The organism is Streptomyces sp. NPDC050560 (assembly GCF_044457285.1).
In the GTDB taxonomy this organism is placed as follows: domain Bacteria; phylum Actinomycetota; class Actinomycetes; order Streptomycetales; family Streptomycetaceae; genus Streptomyces.
In genome coordinates this window covers 62,991-85,965 of the sequence record NZ_JBITGT010000015.1, presented here as the reverse complement: position 1 = coordinate 85,965, position 22,975 = coordinate 62,991, and the positions used below count along the sequence as shown (strand labels likewise).

The window sequence follows — 22,975 nt, the reverse complement described above, 5'->3', positions numbered from 1 at the left end:
GTGTCAGTCCTTCTGCCGCTTGCCCCGGCGCCCGGCGGGCGCGGGACGCCCGGCGATCACGGTGGTGCGGGGGGCCGCGGCGGGCTCGGGTGCGGTGGCCTTGCGGCCGAGGGCGCGGCGCACGCCGTATCCGAAGGCCGCGACCTTGACCAGGGGGCCGCCGAAGGTGGACGCGACGGTGGTGGACAGCGCCGACGCGTTCGACGTGACCTCCTGGACGTCGGTGGCGATCGCGTCGACCCGGTCGAGCTGGGTCTGGGCGGCGCGGACCGCCTCCGAGGCGTCCCCGAGCAGCGGCACCGCGCGCTCCGTCACCTCCGTGACGAGCTTGGTGGTCGCTTTGAGCGTCTGCGCCACCCTCACCAGGGCCACGGCGAGGAAGGAGACCAGGATCGCCCAGAAGACGGCCACGAGGATGCCGGCCACCTCGCCTCCGGACACAGTCCCACCGCCTTCTGACTCGCGTCTGCACTTCGGGAAGTCGCACCGAGCCTATCGCGCCGCCGGGGGCGGCCCGTACCGCATTTGGCGCGCCCCGGACGGGGCGGGCCGCGGCCCTGGCGGCCCGCGGCGGCGGTCGCTACACCGGCCTCCGCGGGAGCCGCAAGTGTCTCGGAAGGGGATTTTACGGGCTGCTCACGCGTGAGTACGCTCTGTGCCCCATGCGACGGTCCCTGCGCCGCGGACGGCGTTCCGGCTGCCCCACCGCCACCGCGGGCGGCGGCAATCTCCCCCTCGAACTCGACTCCTTCGTGGGGCGCGAGGCCGATCTCGGGCGGCTGGCCGCGCTGCTGGCGCGGGCCCGCCTGGTGACGGTGACGGGTCCCGGCGGGATCGGGAAGTCCCGCACGGCGGCGCGGGCCGCGGCCGGCCGCGCGGCGCCCGACGGGGTGTGGCGGGTGGACCTGTCGGGGCTGCGGGAGCCGGGCCTCGTGGCGTACGCGGTGCTTGAGGCGCTGGCCCTGACGGACCGCATGTCGCGCCCGCCGCGGCAGATGCTGCGCGAGCACCTGGCCGGGCGGCGGCCGCTGCTCCTGCTCGACGGCTACGAGCACGTGGTGGACGAGTGCGCCTGCCTGGTGGGCGAGTTGCTGCGGGCGGCGCCCGGCCTCCGGGTGCTCGCGGCGGGCCGCAGACCGCTCGGGGTGGAGGGCGAGCGGGTGCTGCCGCTGGGGCCGCTGCCGGTGCGGGAGGCGGTGGCGCTGCTGTGCGAGCGGGCTACGGCCGCCGGTTTCCCGCCCGAGGCCGCTCCGGGGGTGCTCGACGAGCTGTGCGGGCGGCTCGACGGCGTACCGCTGGCGGTGGAGCTGGCCGCGGGGCGGCTGCGGGCGCTGTCGCCCGGGCAGTTGCTCGGGCGGCTCGACCGGGACGCCGGGGGCCTCGGGGTGCTCACCGGCGGCGGGCAGGGGGCGCCCGCCCGGCACCGGGCGCTGCGCACCACCATCGGCTGGAGCCATGAGCTGTGCACCCTGGAGGAGCGGCTGCTGTGGGCCAGGCTCTCGGTGTTCAGCGGCCCGTTCGAGCTGGAGGCGGCCGAGTACGTGTGCGGCGGCGCGGGTCTGGAGCCCGGCGCGGTGCTCGACCTGCTCGACGAGCTGATCGCGCAGTCGGTCGTGGCCCGCGAGGAGTACGCGGGGGCGGTGCGGTACCGGATGCTGGCGGCCGTACGGGACTACGGGGCGGGCTGGCTCGACGCGGCGGGCGAGTCGGGGCGGCTGCGGCGCAGGCACCGGGACTGGTACACGGGCCTCGCGACCTCGGGCGAGCTGGACTGGTTCTCGCCCCGGCAGGCGGAGGTGGCCGAGCGGATCGAGGCGGAGCTGCCGAATCTGCGGGCGGCGCTCGACTACTGCCTCTCCGAGCCGGGCGAGACCCATCTCGGGCACTATCTGGCGGGGACGCTCTGGTTCTACTGGGTCGGCTGCGGGCGGCTCGCGGAGGGCAGGCACTGGCTCGAACGGTGCGCCCGGCTGGTGCCGGAGGCCGCCGTCACCGGGGCGCCGCCGGGCGCGGACGGCCCGGTGCGCGGCCGTACCCAGGCATGGCTGAAGGCACTGTGGGTGCTCGGCTATGTGGCGGTCCTCCAGGGCGACACGGGACCCGCGCTGCGGGCGCTCGGCGAGTGCAGGTCGGCGGCGGAGCGCGGCGGGCACACCGCGGCCGTCGCCTACGCGGTGCACCGCACCGGCTGTGTGGCGCTGGTCGGGGACGACCTGCCGCGGGCCGAGAGGCTGCTGCGGGCGGCGCTGCGGCGCTACCGGGAGGCCGGGGAGCTGAACAGCAACGTGCTGATGGCGCAGGTGGAGCTGGCGATGGCGGTGGCGTTCCAGGGCGACCTGCCGACGGCGGCCGAGCTGTGCCGTGACGTGCGGCGGGTGTGCGAGGACCACGGGGAGCGGTGGACGCTGGCGTACGCGCTGTTCGTGCTGGCGTACGTGGCGTGGGCGAGCGGCGACACGGCCGGGGCGCGGCGGCTGCTCGGGGAGTGCCTGGCGATCGACCACGCCTTCCACGACATGCTGGGCTCGGTGCTGGCGATCGAACTGCTCGCGCTGGTCACGGTGGCCGAGGGGGACGCGGAGGAGGCGGCGCTGCTCCAGGGCGCGGCGGGCCGGATGTGGCCGTCGGTGGGGCTGCCGCTGTTCGGTTCCGACAGCTACGGGGCGCCGCACCGGCTGTGTGCGCGGCTGGTGCGCGAGCGCATCGGGGAGCGCAGGTACGCGGAGCTGCTGGGGGCGGGCGCGCGGCTGCCCACGGACGCCGCGGTGGAGCGGGCGCTCGGCGCGGGTGCCGGGAAAGACCTGCGGCCCGCCGCCTCCGGCGCACGGGTGCGACGCGGGGACGGCGGGCCGCAGGGCTGAGCGGTGCCTGCCGGTGCCGGGTGCGGGTGGCGCACCCGGCGGTGGATCAGCGGGCGTAGTACTCGACGACGAGCTGCTCGTCGCAGATCACCGGGATCTCCTTGCGGTTGGGGTCCCGGTCCAGGCGGAAGGCGAGCGCCTGGAGGTTGACCTGGAGGTAGCGCGGGGTCTCGCCGTCGGGGGCGAAGCCGCCCGCGCGGGAGATCTCGAACAGCGGCTTCTGGCGCGAGCGCTCGCGGACCATCACGACGTCGTCGGGGCGGACCCGGTAGGAGGGCTTGTCGACCTTCTTGCCGTTGACCTCGATGTGGCCGTGGACGACCATCTGGCGGGCCTGGTAGATCGTCTTGGCGATGCCGGAGCGCAGCACGAGCGCGTCGAGGCGCCGCTCCAGCTCGATGATCAGGGCCTCGCCGGTCTTGCCCTGGACCTTCGAGGCGCGCTCGTAGGCGCGCACGAGCTGGCGCTCGGACACGTCGTACTGGGCGCGCAGCCGCTGCTTCTCCAGCAGCCGGACCTTGTAGTCCGAGTTCTGCTTGCGGCCGCGGCCGTGCTCGCCCGGCGGGTAGGGACGGGCCTCGAAGTACTTGACGGCCTTCGGGGTCAGCGCGATGCCGAGGGCACGGGACTTCTTGACCTTGGGGCGGGACTGGTTCGTCACGAACCGAACCTCTCTTGTCTTTCGCGGATACGGCTCACCAGGGTTGGGGGAGGTCGCCTCCGCAGCCGGGGAATCCCGCCGTGGCCGCGAGGGGCCGTGGGCGGGCAGCCGCTTCCCTGGTCTGGGCACATACGTGCAGTACGCGAGTGGCCCACCGACCGGTGCTGCCTGGTGGTGGGCTGCCCGCGACACCGTTCGCCGGTGCGCGACGCTCCTGGGGCCTTCCGCCTGGGCGGAGGGCTCCGGCTGACAGTCCCGCTCTGGTGGTGCCGGCGGTGCCGGACGACGGGACGCAGCGCTCAGAGGAGTCTACCGGGTCCCCACAGGTGCTCAGGACCGCCCCACCACGCCCGTAAGGACCGCAAGCCCCCCGGTGGCGGGGGCTCCCGGAGGCGAGGGTGCTACTCCTCCCCCGCGGGCGGCCGCTCCCCCTTCAGCCGGGCCCGTACCCGCTCGACGACGTCGGCGTAGCGGGCCTCGGCGCCGTAGCGGGTGGGCTGGTAGTACCGCTTCTCGCTGACCGCCTCGGGCGCGTACTCCTGGGTGGCGATGCCGCCCGGCACATCGTGCGGGTACACATAGCCCTGGGCGTGGCCGAGCTTGGCGGCGCCCTGGTAGTGCCCGTCGCGCAGATGCGGCGGTACGGGGCCCGCGAGGCCCGCGCGCACGTCGTCCATGGCGGCGCCGATGGCGAGGGTGGCCGAGTTGGACTTCGGGGCGAGGGCGAGCGCGATGGTGGCGTGCCCGAGGGTGAGGGCGGCCTCCGGGAAGCCGATCAGGGCGACGGCCTGGGCGGCGGCGACGGCCGTGGGCAGCGCCGTGGGGTCGGCGAGGCCGATGTCCTCGCTGGCGGAGATCATCAGGCGGCGGGCGATGAAGCGGGGGTCCTCGCCCGCCTCGATCATGCGGGCGAGGTAGTGCAGGGCCGCGTCGACGTCGGAGCCGCGGATCGACTTGATGAGGGCGCTGGCGACGTCGTAGTGCTGGTCGCCCTGCCGGTCGTAGCTGACGGCTGCCCGGTCGACCGCCTCCTCCAGGGTCTGGAGGGTGAGGGTGTCCTCGCTCTTGGCGAGCGCGGCGCCCGCGCCCGCCTCCAGGGCGGTGAGGGCGCGGCGGGCGTCGCCGCCCGCGATGCGCAGCAGGTGGGCCTCGGCGTCAGGGGGGAGGGTCACCGCGCCGTCCAGCCCGCGCTCCTCGGTGAGGGCGCGGGTCAGCAGGCCGCGGATGTCGTCGTCGGTGAGCGGTTCGAGGGTGAGCAGCAGGGAGCGGGAGAGCAGCGGGGAGATCACCGAGAAGTACGGGTTCTCCGTGGTGGCGGCCACGAGGGTCACCCAGCGGTTCTCCACCGCAGGCAGCAGGGAGTCCTGCTGGGCCTTGCTGAAGCGGTGGATCTCGTCGAGGAAGAGGACGGTCTCCCTGCCGAAGCCGCCGGTGGCGCGGCGCGCGCCCTCGATGACGGCCCGTACCTCCTTCACCCCCGCGGTGATCGCGGACAGCTCCACGAACCGCTTGTTGGTGGCCTTGGACACCACGTGCGCGAGGGTGGTCTTGCCGGTGCCCGGCGGCCCCCACAGGATCACCGAGGAGGGCCCCGCGGGCCCGCCGCCGCCCTCCCCCACCAGGCGCCGCAGCGGCGATCCCGGCTTCAGCAGGTGCCGCTGCCCCACCACCTCTTCGAGCGTGCGCGGCCGCATGCGGACGGCCAGCGGACTGGCCGCCGGGTCCTTCTCCTGGCGCTCCTCCGCGGCAGCGGTGAACAGGTCTGGCTCCTCCACGTCGCCGAGCCTATGTCACCGGTCTGACACCGGTGACCATCGGTTCCGGGGGTGGGGACGCCACCGGGGTTCAAAGCCTCAGGCCCGTGGCACTCCCCACGCTGTGCTGTTTGCGAAGCGCCTCGTAGGGCGAGTGAGCCGAAGGGACACCGGTTCGGCGGCCCCGGAGGCGAACGAGCCTCAGATAATCACGAAGTCCAGAAATCCCACCAGCGGGTCAGTACCAGCATGCCGATGATGCCGATGTGCAGGACCGGTACCACCCAGGTGAACTCCGACGCGAAGCCGCGCAGCCAGTTCGGGGCCGGGAGGAAGCCGCTACGGACGTTGAACGAGGTCACGTACCAGAACATGATGATCGTCGCGACCCAGGCCAGGCAGCACCACAGGCAGAGCGCGTTGATCCGGTACAGGGACTGGAACTGGAGCCAGGTGCAGAAGCCGACGCCGAAGAGGGTGCCGAAGTTGAACGTCAGCCAGTACCAGCGGGGGTACCTGGCCCGGGCGAGCAGGCTCATGCCCACACAGATCACCACGGCGTAGGCGGCGAGCCCGAGCATCGGGTTCGGGAAGCCCATGGCGGCGGCCTGGTCGCTCTCCATCACGCTGCCGCAGGACACCACGGGGTTCAGGCTGCACCCGGGCGTGAACGTGGTGCCGGCGACCTTGGCTTCCAGGATGTGGAACTTGTCGAGCGTGATCACCCAGGCGGCGAGCAGCCCTGCCGCGCCGGTGAGCACCAGGAGTATCCCGAAGGCCCTGCTCCCGCCGAGGCGTGCCGGGGTGCCGGACGGCTCGGGCGAGGTGGGCGCGTCACTGCTCACTTCGGTCGTCTCGCTCATCACGCCGCTTCCATGTGTAGGGGGTGGGAGACTGGCGGGACAATTGTGCCTTCTTTTTTGGAGGCTCGTTCGCCTCCGGGCCCGCTGAGTCGGTGTCCCGGGCCACCCGTGCTCACTCCGCTCCTTCGTCACTGCGCTCCGCGCGGGCGACCCGGGACACCGACGGGGCCCTTCGGCTCACTCGCCCTGCGACGCGCCCTGCGAACAGCACTGCGTTGGGAGTGCCATCCGGCATTCAGGCGTCAGCAGGCGCAAGAGCACGGGGTTTCCGAGAGGGAGCCGCCCCTGTGGGGCCCCGGGTCACCCCCTGAGTCTCCGCTCCAGTTCCTCCGCCGCCTCTGCCACCGGCACCGGTACCTGTTCGCCCGATTCCATGTCCTTGAGTTGGACCACGCCCTCGGCGAGGTCCCGTTCCCCCGCGACCACCGTGTACGCGGCTCCGGAGCGGTTGGCGGCCTTCATGGCGCCCTTGAGGCCGCGGCCGCCGTAGGAGAAGTCGGCCGCGACGCCTGCCTTGCGCAGGGTGGTGACCAGGGAGAACAGCGTGGTGCGTGCCTTCTCGCCGAGGGGGATCGCGTAGACGCTCGTGGTGGGGGGGAGCGGGAGTTCCACGCCCTCGGCCTCCAGGGCCAGCACCGTGCGGTCGACGCCGAGGGCCCAGCCGACGGAGGGGAGTGCGGGGCCGCCCAGCATCTCGGAGAGGCCGTCGTAGCGGCCGCCGCCGCCGACCGCGGACTGGGAGCCGAGGCCGTCGTGGACGAACTCGAAGGTGGTGCGGGTGTAGTAGTCGAGGCCGCGCACGAGGCGGGGGTCGTCCTCGAAGGCGACGCCCTCCGCGGTGAGCAGTTCGCGTACCTGGTCGTGGTAGGCGCGGCAGTCGTCGCAGAGGTGGTCGACGATCAGGGGGGCGCCGGTGAGCTGGCGCCGCACGGACTCCCGCTTGTCGTCGAGGACGCGCAGGGGGTTGATGTCGATGCGGCGGCGGGTCTCCTCGTCGAGGTCGAGGCCGCGCAGGAAGTCCTGGAGGGTGGCGCGGTAGGCGGGGCGGCAGCGCTGGTCGCCGAGGCTGTTGAGGAGGATGCGGTAGGTGCGCAGGCCGAGGGAGCGGTACGCCTGGTCGGCGAGGATGATCAGCTCCGCGTCGACCGCCGGGTCCTCGATGCCGAGCGCTTCGGCTCCGACCTGGGCGAAGTGCCGGTAACGGCCCTTCTGGGGGCGCTCGTAGCGGTAGTAGGAGCCCGAGTACCAGAGCTTCACGGGGAGGTTGCCCGCCTTGTGGAGCCCGCCCTCCAGGGCGGCGCGCAGGACGGAGGCGGTGCCCTCGGGGCGCAGGGCGAGCCGGTCGCCGCCCTTGGTCTCGAAGGCGTACATCTCCTTGGTGACGATGTCGGTGGACTCGCCGACGCCGCGGGCGAACAGTTCGACGCTCTCGAAGCCGGGGGTCTCGATGTAGCCGTAGCCGGCGGTCCTGAGCGGCGCGGCGATGGCCTCGCGGACGGCGAGGTGCTGCCGGCTCGCGGGCGGCAGCAGGTCGTAGGTGCCCTTGGGGGCCTTGAAGGTGCTCACGGAGTTCTCGTTCCCGTCACATTCCTCGCCGGGGAGCGTCCTGCGGCGTGCCGCCCCCGCCCGCGGCGAGCTGCCGCAGGAAGGGGTTGGCCGTGCGCTCCTGGCCGATGGTCGTCTGGGGGCCGTGTCCTGAGAGGACCACGGTCGCGTCGTCGAGCGGCAGGCAGACCCGGGTCAGGGACCTGAGGATCTCCTCGTGGCTGCCGCCGGGCAGGTCGGTGCGGCCGATGGAGCCGGCGAAGAGCAGGTCGCCGGAGAAGAGGACGGGGGGCACGGGGGTGCCGTTCCCGCTGTTCTCCGGTGTCCCGAACGTCACCGACCCCTTGGTATGGCCGGGGGCGTGGGAGACGGTGAAGTCGAGTCCTGCGAGCCGGAGCGCGGCGCCGTCGGACAGCTCGCGCACGTCGTCGGGCTCGCCCACGGTGAGGCCGCCGAGGAGGGGGGTGCCGAGGGCGCGGCCGAACGCCTTCTCCGGGTCGCGCATCATCTCCCGGTCGTCGGGGTGGACCCACGCGGGCACGCCGTGGGCGCCGCACACGGGGACGACGGAGGCGACGTGGTCGAAGTGGCCGTGGGTGAGCAGGACGGCGACGGGCTTGAGCCGGTGCCTGGCGATGGTGTCCTCGACGCCCTGTGCGGCATCCTGGCCGGGGTCGATGATGACGCACTCCTCGCCCGCGGCGGGGGCGACCAGGTAGCAGTTGGCGGCGAGGGCTCCGGCGGGAAACCCGGCAATGAGCACGTTCGTCCTTCGGTGTCTCGGCTTTCCGCGCCTCGCGGAGGGGTCCGCGGCGGTCCCGCGGCGGACCGGGAGACCCGGGGAGAGCGGCCGCGGTGCCCCGAGCCTACCGGCGGCGCCGATCGTCCGGCGAATCCGTGCGGTGTTCGGTGCCGCTTACACAGCGAAGCCGGATACGGTACGGGGCACACGGACGCGGTCAGATATTCGAGACGTACGAGGAGACACCCGGTGGTCAGCAACGAGCAGCGGAAGCGCCAGCTCGCACGGGAGAAGTTCCTGCGGCAGCAGCAGCGGCGCGAGTCCGCCCGGCGAAAGGCGCGCAACCGTAACGTGGCGATCGCCGCGGCCCTGGTGGTGGTCATCGGCGGCAGCGCGAGCGCCTGGGCGACCGGCGGGTTCGGCTCGGACGACAAGACGGACGACTCGGCAGGCGCCGAGGCCACCAGCGCGCCGCCCTCCCCGAGCAAGGCCCCCGACCCGTGCGACAAGCCCGCCAAGGGCAAGGCGAAGAGCCTGAGCTTCAAGAAGGAGCCGGCGGTCACGATCGACAAGTCGGCCAGTTACACGCTCGACCTGGACACCACCTGCGGCAGCATGCCGATCACCATGGACGCCTCGAAGGCGCCGCACACGGTGAACTCGTTCGACTACCTGGCGAACAAGGGCTTCTTCGACCACACGAAGTGCCACCGGCTCACCACCAACGGCATCTACGTGCTCCAGTGCGGCGACCCGAAGGGCGACGGCAGCGGCGGGCCCGGCTACACCATCCCGGACGAGAACCTGAAGGACAAGCGCCTGAAGGGGAACGTGTATCCGGCGGGCACGGTCGCGATGGCCAACGCCTACAATCCGCAGACCAAGGAGGGCAAGAACTCCGGGGGGAGCCAGTTCTTCCTGGTCTACCAGGACAGCCAGTTGCCGCCCTACTACACGCCGTTCGGCAGCATCTCGAAGGACGGGATGAAGGTGCTGACGAAGATCGCCAAGGCGGGGGAGGCCACCGGCCAGGGCGACGGCCCGCCGAACGCGACGGTCGTCATCGACAAGGCGACGGTGAAGAAGTCCTGAACGGGAGCCGGTGAAAGTTCCCTGGTGCTGGATGCGGACAGCCAACCGCCGTTCGCCTAGATTGACCGTGACGAACCTGTGGACGGTGCCCGGGGGCCGTGGGGGCCTTCGCGCGCATCATGTGGAGGAGGCGCGCTGTGAGCAGCGACCCGTGGGGCCGAGTCGACGAGACGGGCACCGTGTACGTGCGTACGGCCGACGGCGAGCGGGTCGTCGGCTCCTGGCAGGCGGGCTCTCCTGACGAGGCACTGGCCTACTTCGAGCGGAAGTACGAGGGCCTGGTCGTGGAGATCGGTCTGCTGGAGCGCCGGGTGCGCACCACCGACCTCTCCGCCAAGGACGCGCAGACCGCGATCGGGCACCTGCGGGAGCAGGTGGACGCCCATCACGCGGTCGGCGACCTGGATGCGCTGCGGACCCGTCTCGACAAGCTCGTCGAGACGGTGGACGCCCGCCGCGAGGAGCGCAAGGCGCAGCGCGCCCGGCAGTCCGACGAGGCGAGGTCGGCCAAGGAGTCGCTGGTCGCGGAGGCCGAGGAGCTGGCGCGCAGCGAGCAGTGGCGGGTGGCGGGCGAGCGGCTGCGGGCGCTCGTGGACACCTGGAAGGGGCTGCCCCGTCTCGACCGGAAGTCGGACGACGAGCTGTGGCACCGCTTCTCGCACGCCAGGTCGTCCTTCTCCAAGCGCCGCAAGGCGCACTTCGCGCAGCTCGACGCGCAGCGCGAGGAGGCCCGCAGGATCAAGGAGCGGCTTGTCACGGAGGCGGAGTCGCTGTCGGGGTCCACGGACTGGGGCGGTACGGCGGCCCGCTACCGCGAGCTGATGGCGGACTGGAAGGCGGCGGGCCGCGCCCAGCGGGAGCACGAGGACGATCTGTGGAACCGCTTCCGCGGCGCCCAGGACGTGTTCTTCGCGGCCCGCAGCTCGGTGTTCGCGGAGCGTGACGCCGAGCAGACGGAGAACCTGAAGCTGAAGGAGGAGCTTGCCGGGGAGGCCGAGAAGCTGCTTCCGGTGGGCGATCTGAAGGCGGCGCGGGCCGCGTTCCGCGCCATCAACGAGCGGTGGGAGGCCATCGGCCACGTACCGCGGGACGCGCGTCCCAAGGTGGAGGGCCGGATGCACGCGGTGGAGCGTGCGCTCCAGGACTCCGAGGAGACCGAGTGGCGCCGCACCAACCCGGAGGCGAGGGCCCGCGCCGAGGGTCTGACCGGGCAGCTCCAGGCGGCGGTCGACAAGCTCCACCAGCAGATCGAGACGGCGCGCACGGCGGGCAACACCGCGCGCGCCGACAAGCTCCAGCAGGAACTGGCGGGCCGTCAGGCGCTGTTGGACCAGGCGCTGAAGGGGCTGCGGGAGTTCGGCGGCTGACCCCCGGGTGTGCCCCCCGCCACGGTGGGCGTGGGGGTGTTCTTCGATGACGGTTCGGGCGGTGCGGCACATCGGTGTCGTACCGCTCGGGCCGTCATCGGCCTTTTCCGGCGAGCAGTCCCTCGGTGAGGGCCCGTAGCCCCTCGGGGTAGGTGTCGCGCGCCGCGAGCAGCGGCCACCGGTCTCCGATGGCGGCCAGGTGCGGCACCTGGGACGGGTCGAAGCGCCCGAAGGCGGGGGCGCGGTGGGCGGAGCGGTCGGGCTCGCCCTGCCCGCGGGCCGTACGTGCCCGTACCAGGATCTCCCCGACGGTGTAGTACCAGATGCCGCGGAAGACGTCGACGGCCTCGTCGCGGGTGCAGCCGTGGTCGTGGGCCGCGGCGACGATGGCCTCGACCATCCACAGCGCGGGTTCGTCCAGCAGCCCCACGAAGCCGTCCACGGTGACGACCTCGGCGGCCCACGGCCAGGCGGCGAGGGCGTCGTGCAGCGCGGTGGCGGCCGCGATGACGCGTTCCCCGGGCTCCTCGGGGAGCGCGGGGCGTTCGCGCCGGGCGACGTAGTCGTTGAGGAGCAGGACCGCCAGGTCGTCCTTGTCGCGGATGTGGTGGTAGAGCGTGGTGGCGCCGATGCCGAGTTCCGCGGCGAGACGGCGGACGGTCAGCTTCTCCCAGCCCTCGCGGTCGATGAGCCGCCTGGCGGCGGCCACGATCTCGGGGCGTGAGGTCAGGGGCGGCCGGCCGGTGCGGCGCCGCGGTGCGTGCGGTCGGGGCATCGTCCCATCATGCCGCGCCCGCGTCCGGCCCTTCGGCAGCGGGCTCCCCCTTCCCGTGTCGACAGCGGCCGACGCCGGTGCTACTTTCGGAACACGTTCCTAAAGTAGCCGGCCGTGGTGCCGGGAAGGGAGTCGACCATGTCCGCGAGTTCCGCCGCCCCTGCGGCGCGCACCCTCGCCGTGGTGGCCGTCGTGCAGTTCATGGTGTCCCTCGACCTGTCGGTCGTGAACGTGGGACTCCCCCGCGTCGCCGGTGCCCTCGGCTTCGACACGGCGGGCCTGACCTGGGTGATCCACGCGTACGCCCTCGCCTTCGGCGGACTGCTGCTGTTGGGCGGCAAGGCCGCCGACCGATACGGCCGCAGGCGCGTCCTGCTGTGCGGGCTCGGCCTCTTCGGCCTCGCCTCGTTCGCGGGGGGCTTCGCCGGGGAGCCCGGCCAACTGATCGCCGCACGGGCCGTGCAGGGGGTCGGCGCCGCGGCGCTCGCCCCGGCCGCGCTCGCGCTGCTGACGGCGGCGTTCCCCACGGGCAGGGAGCGCGTACGGGCCTTCGGGGTGTGGAGCGCGATGAACGCCGCGGGCGGCGCGCTCGGCGTCCTCGCGGGCGGTGTCCTCACCCAGTACGTGAGCTGGCGCGGGGTGATGTTCGTGAACGTGCCGATGGCCGCCGTGGCGCTGGCCCTCGCGTGGCGCGGCACCGCCGTCGACCGGCCGGCGGCACGCGGGGCGCGCGGGGGCCGCCCCGATGTGCTCGGCGCCGTCCTGGGGACGGGGGGCACGGCCCTGCTGGTGTTCGGGGTGGTCCGCACCGACCAGTACGCCTGGACGTCGGCGGTCACCCTGGCGACCCTCGCCGCGGCCGCCGCGCTGCTCGCCGCGTTCCTGCACGTGGAGCGGACCACCGCCAGGGAGCCCCTGGTCAGGCCGGGGCTGTTCGCCAACCGCTCGGTGGTCGCGGCCAACGCCTACAACCTGCTGGTCGGCGGCGCGATGGCCGGGTCCTTCTACTTCTGCTCGCTCTACCTCCAGCGGGTGCTGGGGAAGGGGCCCGCGCTGACCGGCGTCATGTTCCTGCCGTTCGCCCTCGGGGTGGTCGCGGGCTCCGTGCTCGCGGTCAGGCTCGGCTACCGGTTCGCGCCCCGGACGCTGATGGCCGCCGGGGGGCTCATGACCGCGGCGGGCTTCGCCTGGTTCGGGCTGATCAGCCCCGAGGGGACGTTCGCCACCGACGTCCTCGGCCCCTCGGTCGTGGCCAGCGTCGGCTTCGGGCTCTGCCTCGGCCCGGTCGTGTCCACGGCCACCGCGGGCGTCGCGCCCCATGAGAGCGGCACGGCCTCGGGGCTGCTGAACAGCTCGCGGCAGATCGGCGCCTCGCTGGGGCTCGCCGCGCTCGGCACCGCCGCGGAGCACAGGACCGGCGGGGCGGCGACACCGGGCGCCCTCACCTCCGGGTACGCGCTCGGGCTGCTGCTCGGCGCCGCGCTGCTGCTGGCCGCCGTGGTGATCGCCCTCACCGTGCTGCCGCGTTCGGCGCCCGGGGCGGGGACCCGGCGGGCCGCGGCCCGTGGGGAGTTGCAGCCCGCCCGGGACTGACGCGGGGCGGTTACGGCCTGCGCGCCGACGTCACCCGGTACACGTCGTACACGCCCTCCACGCCCCGTACCGCCTTCAGTACGTGCCCCAGGTGCTTCGGGTCGCCCATCTCGAAGGTGAAGCGGGAGGTGGCGACGCGGTCCCGGGAGGTCTGTACGGCCGCGGAGAGGATGTTCACATGCTGGTCGGAGAGGACCCGGGTGACGTCGGACAGCAGCCGGGAGCGGTCGAGGGCCTCCACCTGGATGGCGACGAGGAACACCGAGGACTGGGTGGGCGCCCACTCCACGTCCAGCATGCGCTCGGGCTGCTTGGAGAGGGAGTCGACGTTGACGCAGTCGGCGCGGTGGACCGACACACCGTTGCCACGGGTCACGAAGCCGATGATCGGATCGCCCGGCACGGGGGTACAGCAGCGGGCGAGCTTCACCCACACGCTGTCGGAGCCCATGCCCTTGACGACCACCCCGGGGTCGTTGGACCTGCGCTTGCGGGACCTGCCGCGGGACGGGGGCGCGCTCTCCGCGATGTCCTCGGTGGCCGCCTCCTCGCCGCCGAGCGCCTGCACCAGCTTCTGGACGACGCCCTGCGCGGCGACATGGCCCTCGCCGATGGCCGCGTACAGCGACGAGATGTCGGGATAGCGCATCTCGTGGGCCAGCGTGACCAGGGAGTCCCCGGTCAGGATGCGCTGGATCGGCAGGTTCTGCTTGCGCATGGCCCGGACGATGGCGTCCTTGCCCTGCTCGATCGCCTCGTCCCTGCGCTCCTTGGAGAACCAGGCCCTGATCTTGTTCCTGGCGCGGGGCGACTTGACGAAGCTCAGCCAGTCCCGGGAGGGCCCCGCGCCCGCGGCCTTGGAGGTGAAGACCTCCACCAGGTCGCCATTGTCCAGGGTGGACTCCAGCGGCACCAGCCTGCCGTTGACCCGGGCCCCTATGGTGCGGTGGCCGACCTCGGTATGGACCGCGTACGCGAAGTCCACGGGGGTGGCGCCCGCGGGCAGCGCTATCACATCGCCCTTGGGCGTGAAGACGAAAACCTCGTTGCGGGAGAGGTCGAAGCGGAGGGATTCGAGGAACTCGCCCGGGTCCTCGGTCTCCTTCTGCCAGTCCAGGAGCTGGCGCAGCCACGCCATGTCGTTGACGGCGTCGGCGTCCCGCCCGGAGCGGCCGGTGCCCCTGCCGCGGCCCGTGCTCTCGGTGCGCACCTTGGAGGCGCCCGCGACGGCCTCCTGCTTGTACTTCCAGTGCGCGGCGATGCCGTACTCGGCCCTGCGGTGCATGTCGAAGGTGCGGATCTGCAACTCGACGGGCTTGCCGTTGGGGCCGATCACCGTGGTGTGCAGGGACTGGTACATGTTGAACTTCGGCATCGCGATGTAGTCCTTGAACCGGCCGGGCACCGGGTTCCACCGCGCGTGCACCGTGCCGAGGGCCGCGTAGCAGTCGCGCACCGTGTCCACCAGGACGCGGATGCCCACCAGGTCGTAGATCTCCGCGAAGTCCCGGCCGCGGACGATCATCTTCTGGTAGACGCTGTAGTAGTGCTTGGGGCGTCCGGTGACGGTGGCCTTGATACGCGCGGAGCGCAGGTCGGACTGCACCTCGTCGGTCACTATGGCCAGGTACTCGTCCCGCTTCGGAGCGCGCTCGGCCACGAGACGGACGATCTCGTCGTACATCTTGGGGTAGAGGATCGCGAAGGCCAGGTCCTCAAGCTCCCACTTGATGGTGTTCATGCCGAGCCGGTGGGCGAGCGGGGCGTAGATCTCCAGCGTCTCGCGGGCCTTCTTCTCCTGCTTCTCCCGCTTGAGGTAGCGCATCGTGCGCATGTTGTGGAGGCGGTCGGCGAGCTTGATGACCAGGACCCTGGGGTCCTTGGCCATGGCGACGACCATCTTGCGCACCGTCTCGGCCTGCGCGGCCTCGCCGAACTTGACCTTGTCCAGCTTGGTCACGCCGTCCACGAGCAACGCGACCTGGTCGCCGAAGTCCTTGCGGAGGGTGTCGAGCCCGTACTCGGTGTCCTCGACGGTGTCGTGCAGCAGCCCCGCCATCAGGGTGGCCGGGTCCATGCCCAGCTCGGCGAGGATGGTGGTGACGGCGAGGGGGTGGGTGATGTACGGGTCGCCGCTCTTGCGCTTCTGGCCGCGGTGCCAGCGCTCGGCGACCTGGTACGCCCGCTCGACCTGGCGCAGGGTGGCGGTCTCGGTCTTCGGGTCGTTGCCCCGCACTATGCGCAGCAGGGGTTCGAGGACCGGGTTGTACGGGGTGGACCGTTGCACGCCGAGGCGCGCGAGCCGGGCGCGCACGCGGTTGGAGGAGCCGGAGCGCGTGGGCTGGCCGCCGGTGTGGCGGGTCGCGGGGGCCGTGGTGGCGCGCTCGGGCGCCGTGCCGGGCGCGGCGGGGGCCGGGGCGGACGAGGGCGCCTGGTGCTGCCGCGCGGGTCCGCCGGAGGCGCCGGCCTCCGAGGGGGCGCCCGGGGCGCCCTTCGCGAGCCGTACGGGAGCGGCGGGCGCCACCGCCCGGTCGTCCTGCTGATCGGGCTTGGCGGCGACTGGCTGGGCCTCGTCTGGCAAGGGCGCTCCTCGTGCGCTTGTCCGGCCGCCTGGATGGGGCCGGAAAGACCATGGTAGCCATCCCGCCGCGCTCGCTCCTCCCGGGCGACGGGTACGGGCTCCGTGGCCCCTGTAACGCGTGGGGCGGGCGCCGGATTCCTCCGGGCCCGCCCGCCTCGCTTACGCACCGTGGGTGAGCGCCCTCTCACGCTCCCCCGCGCGCCGCCTCCAGGGGCCGCGCGCCCGGCGTTCAGACCGTGACCAGTGCCTCCAGGGGGGCGCCGTCCAGGGACCCGGCGAGCCGGGCCCTGCCGCCGAGGAAGCCCAGCTCCATGAGGACGGCGACGCCGACGACGCGCGCGCCCGTGCGCCCCACGAGGCGCAGGGACGCCTCCGCGGTGCCGCCGGTGGCGAGGACGTCGTCGATGACCATGACGCGGTCGTCGGGGGCGAGGTCCTCCGCGTGCACCTCGATCTCGGCGGAGCCGTACTCCAGGTCGTAGCGCTGGGTGAGGGTGGCTCCTGGCAGCTTGCCCGCCTTGCGGACGGGGACGAAGCCGAGCCCGGCCCTGACCGCGACGGGCGCGCCGAGGATGAAGCCGCGCGCTTCGAGGCCGAGGACCTTGGTGGCGCCGAGCCGCGTGGTGGTCTCCGCCAGCGCCTCGGTGAGCGCGGCGAACGCCACCGGGTCGGCGAGCAGCGGGGTGATGTCCTTGAACATCACCCCGGGCTCGGGGTAGTCGGGGACGTCGCGGATGCGGGCGCGCAGCAGGTCGGCGAGCCCGGTCGCCTCTCCGGTGTCGCTCATCGGCGCTTCCCCGAGGGGCGGCCCCGGCCGCGGCCCCGCGACGTGGGCTGGTTGCGGGGGCCCGCGGCCCGGGAGCCGGTCCTGCCGCGGGGGCCGACCACGGCGGGTGCGGCGTCCTCGGGCCCGTCCTCGTCGGATTCCTGGCCGTCCGGCTCGCCTTCGGAGGCGGGGACGGGCTGCCCCACCTCGTTCTTGGCCGCGGCCTGGGCGCGCTTGGCGAGCACCCGCCGCTTGAGGGCCTTCATCTGCGGCTCCCGCTCCTTCAGGTCGGCCACCAGCGGGGTGGCGATGAAGATCGAGGAGTAGGCGCCGGCCGCGAGGCCGACGAACAGCGAGAGGGAGATGTCGTTCAGGGTGCCGGCGCCGAGGACGCCGCCGCCGATGAAGAGCAGGCCCGCGACCGGCAGCAGGGCGACGACGGTGGTGTTGATGGAGCGCACCAGGGTGCCGTTGATCGACCTGTTGGCGATCTCGGCGTAGGTGAAGCGGGTCTGTTTGGTGATGTTCTTCGAGCTTTCCTTGAGGCTGTCGAAGACGACCACCGTGTCGTACAGCGAGTAACCGAGGATGGTCAGCAGGCCGATGACGGTGCCGGGGGTGACCTCGAAGCCCACCAGGGCGTAGATGCCGACGGTGATGGTGATGTCGTGGATCAGCGCGACGAGGGCCGCGAGCGCCATCCGCCACTCGAAGGCGATGGCCAGGTAGATCACCACGAGGACCATGAAGATCGCGAGGCCGGTCCACGCCTTGTTGGCGATGGTCTCGCCCCAACTCGGGCCCACCAGGTCGGCGTTGATCGAGTCGGGGTCGGCCTTGAGGTCCTTGGCCAGGTCGTCCTTGATCCTGTCGGACTCGCCGGTGTCGATGCCGCTGACCTGGATGCGCAGGGTGCCGTTGCCGAGTTTCTGGACGATGGCGTCCTTGCCCGAGGCGTCCTCGGCGTACCCCTCCGCATCGGCGGCGGAGACGCTGGTCTTGCTGGTGGTGAAGACCGCGCCGCCCTCGAACTCGATGCCCATGTTGAGCCCGCGTACCACCAGGCCGACGATGGCCGTGATGGTGACGAGGATCGAGACGCCGTACCAGATACGGCGCTTGGCGACGAAGTCGTAGCCGATCTCGCCGCGGTGGAGCCGGGCGCCGAGAGTGCCGAGTTTCGACATCTCACGCCTCCTTCGGGTCGATGGGGGCGCTGGAGCGGCGCGAGCGGCGCAGGGGTGGCTGCATGCCGAGGCGTTTGGGGTCGAGTCCTGACCAGGAGTGGCCGCTGTGGAAGAAGCGGCGGCGGGCCACCAGCGTCATCAGCGGCTTGGTGAAGAGGAACACCACGACGACGTCGAGGAGAGTGGTCAGACCCAGCGTGAACGCGAAGCCCTGCACCTTGCCGACAGTGACGATGTAGAGCACGGCGGCGGCGAGGAACGACACGAAGTCGGAGACCAGGATGGTGCGCCGGGCCCGCGGCCAGCCGCGCTCGACGGCGGGGCGCAGCGAGCGGCCCTCTCTGATCTCGTCCCTGATGCGCTCGAAGAACACGATGAACGAGTCCGCGGTGATACCGATGGCGACGATCGCACCGCAGACCGCCGGCAGGTTCAGCGCGAAGCCGATGGTCGGGCCGAGCAGCGCCATGATCGTGTAGGCCAGGGCCGCGGAGACCAGCAGCGAGGCGATGGCGATCAGCGCGAGGCCGCGGTAGTAGACCACCAGGTAGATGATGACCAGGGCGAGCCCGATGGCGCCCGCGATGAGCCCGGCCCGTAGCTGCTCGCCGCCGAGCGCCGCGGTGACCGTGGTGACCGTGTCCTCCTTGAAGGAGAGCGGCAGGGCGCCGTAGGAGAGCATGTTGGACAGGTCCTGGGCGGACTGCTGGTTGAAGTTGCCGGAGATCTCGGCGCTGCCGCCGGTCAGCGACTCCTTGACGTACGGGTCGGAGACGACCTCGTTGTCGAGGACGATCGCGAACTGGTTCTGGGGGCTCTGCTTGGTGGCGAGCTGGCCGGTGATGTCGGCGAACTTCTTGGACCCCTTGCCGGTGAAGTCCATGGTGACCTTCCAGCCCGAGGCGCCCTGGGTGTCGAAGAGCGCCTTGGCGCTGTCGACGTCGGTGCCGGAGACCGCGGCGGGGCCGAGGATGTACTTCTGCCACTGGCCGTCGGAGTTCTTGCCGCAGGCCAGGGTGGTGTCGGAGGGCTTGACGCCGGTGCCGGTCTTGGCGCGTACGGCCTTGTCGGTGCAGTCCAGCTTCTCGAACTTGGCCTGGAGGGCGGCGGCCTGGGCGTCGCCGTTGTCGCTGGGGGACGGGGACGGCGGCGGCGTGGTGGCCTTGTCGTCGGCCTTCGGGGCCCCGCTGGGCGCGTCGGCCTTCAGCGCGTCGGTGACGGCGCGGCCCTGGGGGCTCTCCGACGAGGAGGCGCTGTCCGGGGAACCGGAGGACGTCGCCTGCTCGTCACCGCTCTTGTCGGCGTCGCTCGACGGCTTGTCGGTGCCGGCGGACGGCTTGTCCGACGGGCTGCCCGAGCTGGAGGGGCTGGGGCTGCCCGACTGCTGGGGGGTGGGGGCGCCGGCCGCGAGGGTGAGCACCGGGCGGAAGAAGAGCTGGGCCGTCGTGCCGACCTGCTGGCGCGCCTGCTTCTCGTTGGTGCCGCGGGGGATGTTGACGATGATGTGGTTGGAGCCCTGGGTCTGGACTTCCGCCTCGGAGACACCGAGGCCGTTGACACGGCGCTCGATGATGTTGACCGCGGTGTCCATGTTGGTCTTGTTGATCGCGTTCTTCTGGCCGGGCTGGTTCTGCGCCTTGAGCGTGATGCTCGTACCGCCCGCCAGGTCGATCCCCAGCCGGGGGGTGTCGTTCCCGGAAAGGAACATTCCCCCGGCCAGCGCCACCAGGACGATCAGGATCAGGGCCAGCGGGCGGCCCGGCCTGCTGCCCGACGCGCCCTGACCGCGGCCCTTCTTGGGTGCTGCCACCTTCTCGTTCTCCCTCTCCGACCGTCCGGCGCGGGATGCGGCCGGGCGGCCATGACTGGCCTCAAGAAACCGTGCGACGTGCGGGTGCCGCCGGGATCACCGCGCCGGAGCGGCGGCGCGGGCCCGGTCGGGGGTCACTTCGCCCCGGTGTCGCCCTCGGCCTTGGTGGCCCCGGCCTCGTCGGCCTCCGCGGAGGGAGCGTCGTCGGCCTCGGCCTTGTCCGCGGCGGGCTTCTCCGCGGCGTCCTCGCCCTTGGCGCCCGCGGCCTTCCCGGAGGCGTCGGTGCCGGGCTCGGGGGCGGCGTCCTCGGGCTCGGTGTCCTTCTTGCCGAGGTCGACGGCCGGCTCGGACTTGTCGAGGTCGACATGGTCGTCGGTGAGGGAGGAGGCGTCGTCGGGCACGATCGGGCCGTCGAGGCCCAGGGGGTCCTCGCTGCCGTGCACGATGCGGTTGTACTCGGCGTCGTCGAGGACGGTGCCGATGGCGTTCTTCGCGAAGATCGCGTGGGTGCCCGGAGCCACCTCAAGGAGGACCGAGTCCTCGTGGACCTCCTTGACGGTGGCGTACATGCCACCGATCGTGCGGACGCCGGAACCGGGCTGCATCTGGTCCCGCATCTGTGCGGCCTGCGACTGCTTGCGCTTGGCAGACCGGGTCATCAGGAACATGGCCCCGATGAGCACGATGAACGGGAGGAGGGTGACGAGACTCACGGGTCGGAACTTCCTTCATAGGACCGCACGGAGCGAGCGGCCTGATCGGCGGGGGTGGTCGAGCCGTCCATGAGGGGCGGCATCGGCGGAGTCTAGGCGAGTCCGCTGTGATGGAACAACGCTCAGCATCCCACCGCAGTTCCTGACCGCGCGAGGGCCCGCGCCGTCACGATCCGAACAGGCCCTGCTGCCCGGCGCCGCCCGGGACGCCCTGGGGCGGGGTGAGGCCGAGATGTGCCCAGGCCGCGGGGGTGGCGACGCGGCCGCGCGGGGTGCGCGCGAGCAGGCCCTCGCGGACGAGGAAGGGCTCGGCGACCTCCTCGACGGTCTCGCGCTCCTCCCCCACCGCGACGGAGAGCGTGGAGAGGCCGACGGGGCCGCCGCCGAAGAGTTTCAGCAGGGCGCCGAGGACGGCGCGGTCGAGCCGGTCGAGGCCGCGGGCGTCGACCTCGTACACCTTCAGGGCGGCCTTCGCGATCTCCCGGGTGACGAGGCCGTCCGCCTTGACCTGGGCGTAGTCGCGCACCCGGCGCAGCAGCCGGTTGGCGATACGGGGGGTGCCGCGGGAGCGGCCCGCGATCTCGGCGGCGCCCTCGCCCTCCACGGGCACGTCGAGCAGGTGGGCCGAGCGGTGCACGACGCGCTCCAGCTCGGCGGGCTCGTAGAACTCCATGTGGGCGGTGAAGCCGAAGCGGTCGCGCAGCGGGGGCGGCAGCAGCCCGGCCCTGGTGGTGGCGCCGACGAGGGTGAACGGGGGCAGTTCGAGGGGGATGGCGGTGGCGCCGGGGCCCTTGCCGACGACGACGTCGACGCGGAAGTCCTCCATGGCCATGTACAGCATCTCCTCGGCGGGCCGCGACATCCGGTGGATCTCGTCGAGGAACAGCACCTCGCCCTCCTGGAGCGAGGAGAGGATCGCGGCTAGGTCGCCCGCGTGCTGGATGGCGGGGCCGCTCGTGATGCGGATGGGGGCGCCCATCTCGGCGGCGATGATCATGGAGAGGGTGGTCTTGCCGAGTCCTGGGGCGCCGGAGAGCAGGACGTGGTCGGCGGTGGCGCCGCGGGCGCGCGCGGCGCGCAGCACCAGGTCGAGCTGTTCGCGCACCCGCTCCTGGCCGATGAACTCGCCGAGGTCGCGGGGGCGCAGGGCGGCCTCGACGGCCTGGTCCTCGCCGTCGGCGACGGCGCCGACGAGGCGCCCGCCCGCGGGGTCGCCGCCTTCGCCCGCGGCGCCTTCGGGGGCTCGGGAGCTGTCGTCCCAGTTCATGAGATGTGCCTCGGGGTGTCGTGCGGGCTGGTGGCGTGGGGCGGGTGCGGCCGGGGGGTCACCGGGTGCGGTTCAGGGTCTGGAGCGCGGCCTTGAGGAGCTGGCCCACCTGCGGCACGGTGCCCGCGGCCTCGGCGCCGGGGGCGACGGCGGCCACGGCCTCGTCCGCCTCGCGTGGCGCGTAGCCGAGACCGACGAGGGCGGTGTGCAGTTGTTCGCGCCAGCTCGCGGGGGCGGCGGCGGGCGGGGGGGTGCCGGTGCCGAGCGGGGTGCCGATGCGGTCCTTCAGTTCGAGGAGCAGCTTCTGGGCGCCCTTCTTGCCGATGCCGGGGACCGCGGTGAGGGCCTTCTCGTCGCCGGTGGAGAAGGCGCGGCGCAGTGCGTCGGGGCTGTGCACGGCGAGCATGGCCTGGGCGAGGCGGGGGCCGACGCCGCTCGCGGTCTGGAGCAGTTCGAAGGTGGCGCGCTCGTCGTCGTCGGCGAAGCCGTAGAGCGTGAGGGAGTCCTCCCGTACGACGAGGGAGGTGGCGAGCCTGGCCTCGGCGCCGACGCGCAGCGCGGAGAGGGTGTCGGGGGTGCACTGGAGGGCGAGTCCCACGCCGCCGACCTCGACCACCGCGGTGTCGGGGGCGAGCGCGGCGACCCGGCCGCTGACGAACGCGATCATCGGGGGGCCTTTCGGGCGGTGCGGGCGGCGGCGTGCGCCTGCTGGAGTCGGTTCAGCGCGGGGGCGCGCCACAGGTGGCAGATGGCGAGGGCGAGGGCGTCGGCGGCGTCGGCGGGCTTCGGGGGCTCCGTGAGCCGCAGGACCCGGGCGACCATGGCGCCGACCTGGTCCTTGCCCGCGCGTCCGCTGCCGGTGACGGCGGCCTTGACCTCGCTCGGGGTGTGCAGGGCGACGGGCAGGCCGCGGCGGGTGGCGCACAGCAGGGCGACGGCGCTGGCCTGGGCGGTGCCCATGACCGTGCGTACGTTGTGCTGGCTGAAGACGCGTTCGACGGCGACGCAGTCGGGGCTGTGCTCGTCGAGCCAGCCCTCGATGCCGCGCTCGATGCCGAGGAGTCGGGCGCCGAGGTCGGCGTCGGGGGGTGTGCGCACGACGCCGACGCCGATCATGGCGAGCGGGCGTCCTGCGGCTCCCTGGACCACGCCGATGCCGCAGCGTGTGAGCCCCGGGTCGACACCCAGTACCCGCATCGTCCCCTCCTCGGTCGGGCCGTCACCCGTACGCCCCTCGTGTTCACCTGTTCGTGCAGATTAGCGGTGGCCACCGACATCGCGGGGACGACACGGCCGGGGCGGGCGCGCCCGCCGGCACCGGGCACGGGGCGGGTACGACGACGGACCGGCGGGGTCTCCCCCTCCGGTCCGTCACGGGTCTGCGGGCCGCTCCCCGCG

19 protein-coding genes are annotated in these 22,975 nt (G+C 72.8%); 4 read left to right on the top strand and 15 right to left on the bottom strand.

The window, feature by feature from the left end:
- Nucleotides 1-3 precede the first annotated feature (3 nt).
- Nucleotides 4-441: a DUF948 domain-containing protein gene (locus ACIBIW_RS29770; protein ID WP_399340421.1), complete on the bottom strand. Its 438-nt coding sequence runs from the start codon at nucleotides 439-441 to the stop codon at nucleotides 4-6.
- Nucleotides 442-662: 221 nt separating this feature from the next.
- On the opposite strand from ACIBIW_RS29770, the gene ACIBIW_RS29765 reads away from it, so the two are divergent.
- Nucleotides 663-2,861, top strand: coding sequence for an ATP-binding protein (locus tag ACIBIW_RS29765; RefSeq protein ID WP_399340419.1), 2,199 nt, complete (start codon nucleotides 663-665; stop codon nucleotides 2,859-2,861).
- Between the two features lie 46 nt (nucleotides 2,862-2,907).
- Here the strand turns inward: ACIBIW_RS29765 and rpsD are convergent, their stop codons facing one another.
- The 5 genes from rpsD to ACIBIW_RS29740 all read right to left on the bottom strand — a co-directional run bounded on the left by rpsD (nucleotide 2,908) and on the right by ACIBIW_RS29740 (nucleotide 8,447).
- A complete protein-coding gene (rpsD, locus tag ACIBIW_RS29760; RefSeq protein WP_399340417.1) occupies nucleotides 2,908-3,522 on the bottom strand; it encodes a 30S ribosomal protein S4 in 615 nt (204 codons plus the stop codon).
- Nucleotides 3,523-3,923: 401 nt separating this feature from the next.
- Nucleotides 3,924-5,297, bottom strand: a complete 1,374-nt coding sequence (locus ACIBIW_RS29755) for a replication-associated recombination protein A (protein WP_399340415.1) — start codon at nucleotides 5,295-5,297, stop codon at nucleotides 3,924-3,926.
- A gap of 188 nt (nucleotides 5,298-5,485) precedes the next feature.
- Nucleotides 5,486-6,139: a vitamin K epoxide reductase family protein gene (locus ACIBIW_RS29750; protein WP_399340413.1), complete on the bottom strand. Its 654-nt coding sequence runs from the start codon at nucleotides 6,137-6,139 to the stop codon at nucleotides 5,486-5,488.
- A 300-nt stretch (nucleotides 6,140-6,439) separates the two neighbouring features.
- Nucleotides 6,440-7,705: a histidine--tRNA ligase gene (hisS, locus tag ACIBIW_RS29745; protein WP_399340411.1), complete on the bottom strand. Its 1,266-nt coding sequence runs from the start codon at nucleotides 7,703-7,705 to the stop codon at nucleotides 6,440-6,442.
- 16 nt (nucleotides 7,706-7,721) lie between these two features.
- Nucleotides 7,722-8,447, bottom strand: a complete 726-nt coding sequence (locus ACIBIW_RS29740) for an MBL fold metallo-hydrolase (RefSeq protein WP_399340409.1) — start codon at nucleotides 8,445-8,447, stop codon at nucleotides 7,722-7,724.
- A gap of 228 nt (nucleotides 8,448-8,675) precedes the next feature.
- Between ACIBIW_RS29740 and ACIBIW_RS29735 the strand changes: the two genes are divergently transcribed.
- Both ACIBIW_RS29735 and ACIBIW_RS29730 read left to right on the top strand, forming a co-directional pair.
- Nucleotides 8,676-9,518 carry a peptidylprolyl isomerase gene (locus ACIBIW_RS29735; protein ID WP_399340407.1) on the top strand — a complete coding sequence of 281 codons (843 nt, stop codon included), beginning with the start codon at nucleotides 8,676-8,678 and terminating at the stop codon, nucleotides 9,516-9,518.
- 137 nt (nucleotides 9,519-9,655) lie between these two features.
- Complete coding sequence (locus ACIBIW_RS29730; RefSeq protein WP_399340405.1) at nucleotides 9,656-10,885, top strand: DUF349 domain-containing protein; 1,230 nt, start codon at nucleotides 9,656-9,658, stop codon at nucleotides 10,883-10,885.
- Nucleotides 10,886-10,979: 94 nt separating this feature from the next.
- Here the strand turns inward: ACIBIW_RS29730 and ACIBIW_RS29725 are convergent, their stop codons facing one another.
- On the bottom strand, nucleotides 10,980-11,660 hold the full coding sequence (locus ACIBIW_RS29725) for a TetR/AcrR family transcriptional regulator (RefSeq protein ID WP_399340403.1): 681 nt from the start codon (nucleotides 11,658-11,660) through the stop codon (nucleotides 10,980-10,982).
- Between the two features lie 138 nt (nucleotides 11,661-11,798).
- On the opposite strand from ACIBIW_RS29725, the gene ACIBIW_RS29720 reads away from it, so the two are divergent.
- On the top strand, nucleotides 11,799-13,253 hold the full coding sequence (locus ACIBIW_RS29720) for an MFS transporter (RefSeq protein ID WP_399340401.1): 1,455 nt from the start codon (nucleotides 11,799-11,801) through the stop codon (nucleotides 13,251-13,253).
- 10 nt (nucleotides 13,254-13,263) lie between these two features.
- Here ACIBIW_RS29720 and ACIBIW_RS29715 read toward each other — a convergent pair whose 3' ends face one another.
- From ACIBIW_RS29715 to ruvC, 8 genes are all read right to left on the bottom strand, one after another.
- On the bottom strand, nucleotides 13,264-15,834 hold the full coding sequence (locus ACIBIW_RS29715; RefSeq protein ID WP_399340400.1) for a RelA/SpoT family protein: 2,571 nt from the start codon (nucleotides 15,832-15,834) through the stop codon (nucleotides 13,264-13,266).
- Nucleotides 15,835-16,063: 229 nt separating this feature from the next.
- The gene (locus ACIBIW_RS29710; RefSeq protein ID WP_399340398.1) at nucleotides 16,064-16,621 is read right to left on the bottom strand and encodes an adenine phosphoribosyltransferase; all 558 of its coding nucleotides are present in this window, start codon (nucleotides 16,619-16,621) and stop codon (nucleotides 16,064-16,066) included.
- Complete coding sequence (gene secF, locus ACIBIW_RS29705) at nucleotides 16,618-17,787, bottom strand: protein translocase subunit SecF (protein WP_399340396.1); 1,170 nt, start codon at nucleotides 17,785-17,787, stop codon at nucleotides 16,618-16,620. Before secF ends, ACIBIW_RS29710 begins: the two co-directional genes overlap by 4 nt.
- Before the next feature lies 1 nt (nucleotide 17,788).
- Nucleotides 17,789-19,597 carry a protein translocase subunit SecD gene (secD, locus tag ACIBIW_RS29700; protein ID WP_399340395.1) on the bottom strand — a complete coding sequence of 603 codons (1,809 nt, stop codon included), beginning with the start codon at nucleotides 19,595-19,597 and terminating at the stop codon, nucleotides 17,789-17,791.
- Nucleotides 19,598-19,731: 134 nt separating this feature from the next.
- Nucleotides 19,732-20,310 (bottom strand): preprotein translocase subunit YajC, encoded by a 579-nt coding sequence (gene yajC / locus ACIBIW_RS29695; protein WP_399340393.1) that lies wholly within the window; start codon nucleotides 20,308-20,310, stop codon nucleotides 19,732-19,734.
- A 166-nt stretch (nucleotides 20,311-20,476) separates the two neighbouring features.
- The gene (gene ruvB / locus ACIBIW_RS29690) at nucleotides 20,477-21,577 is read right to left on the bottom strand and encodes a Holliday junction branch migration DNA helicase RuvB (protein WP_399340392.1); all 1,101 of its coding nucleotides are present in this window, start codon (nucleotides 21,575-21,577) and stop codon (nucleotides 20,477-20,479) included.
- 58 nt (nucleotides 21,578-21,635) lie between these two features.
- Nucleotides 21,636-22,244 (bottom strand): Holliday junction branch migration protein RuvA, encoded by a 609-nt coding sequence (ruvA, locus tag ACIBIW_RS29685; RefSeq protein WP_399340390.1) that lies wholly within the window; start codon nucleotides 22,242-22,244, stop codon nucleotides 21,636-21,638.
- Nucleotides 22,241-22,774: a crossover junction endodeoxyribonuclease RuvC gene (gene ruvC / locus ACIBIW_RS29680; protein WP_399340388.1), complete on the bottom strand. Its 534-nt coding sequence runs from the start codon at nucleotides 22,772-22,774 to the stop codon at nucleotides 22,241-22,243. The genes ruvA and ruvC overlap by 4 nt, the downstream gene beginning before the upstream one ends.
- Between the last annotated feature and the right edge of the window lie 201 nt (nucleotides 22,775-22,975).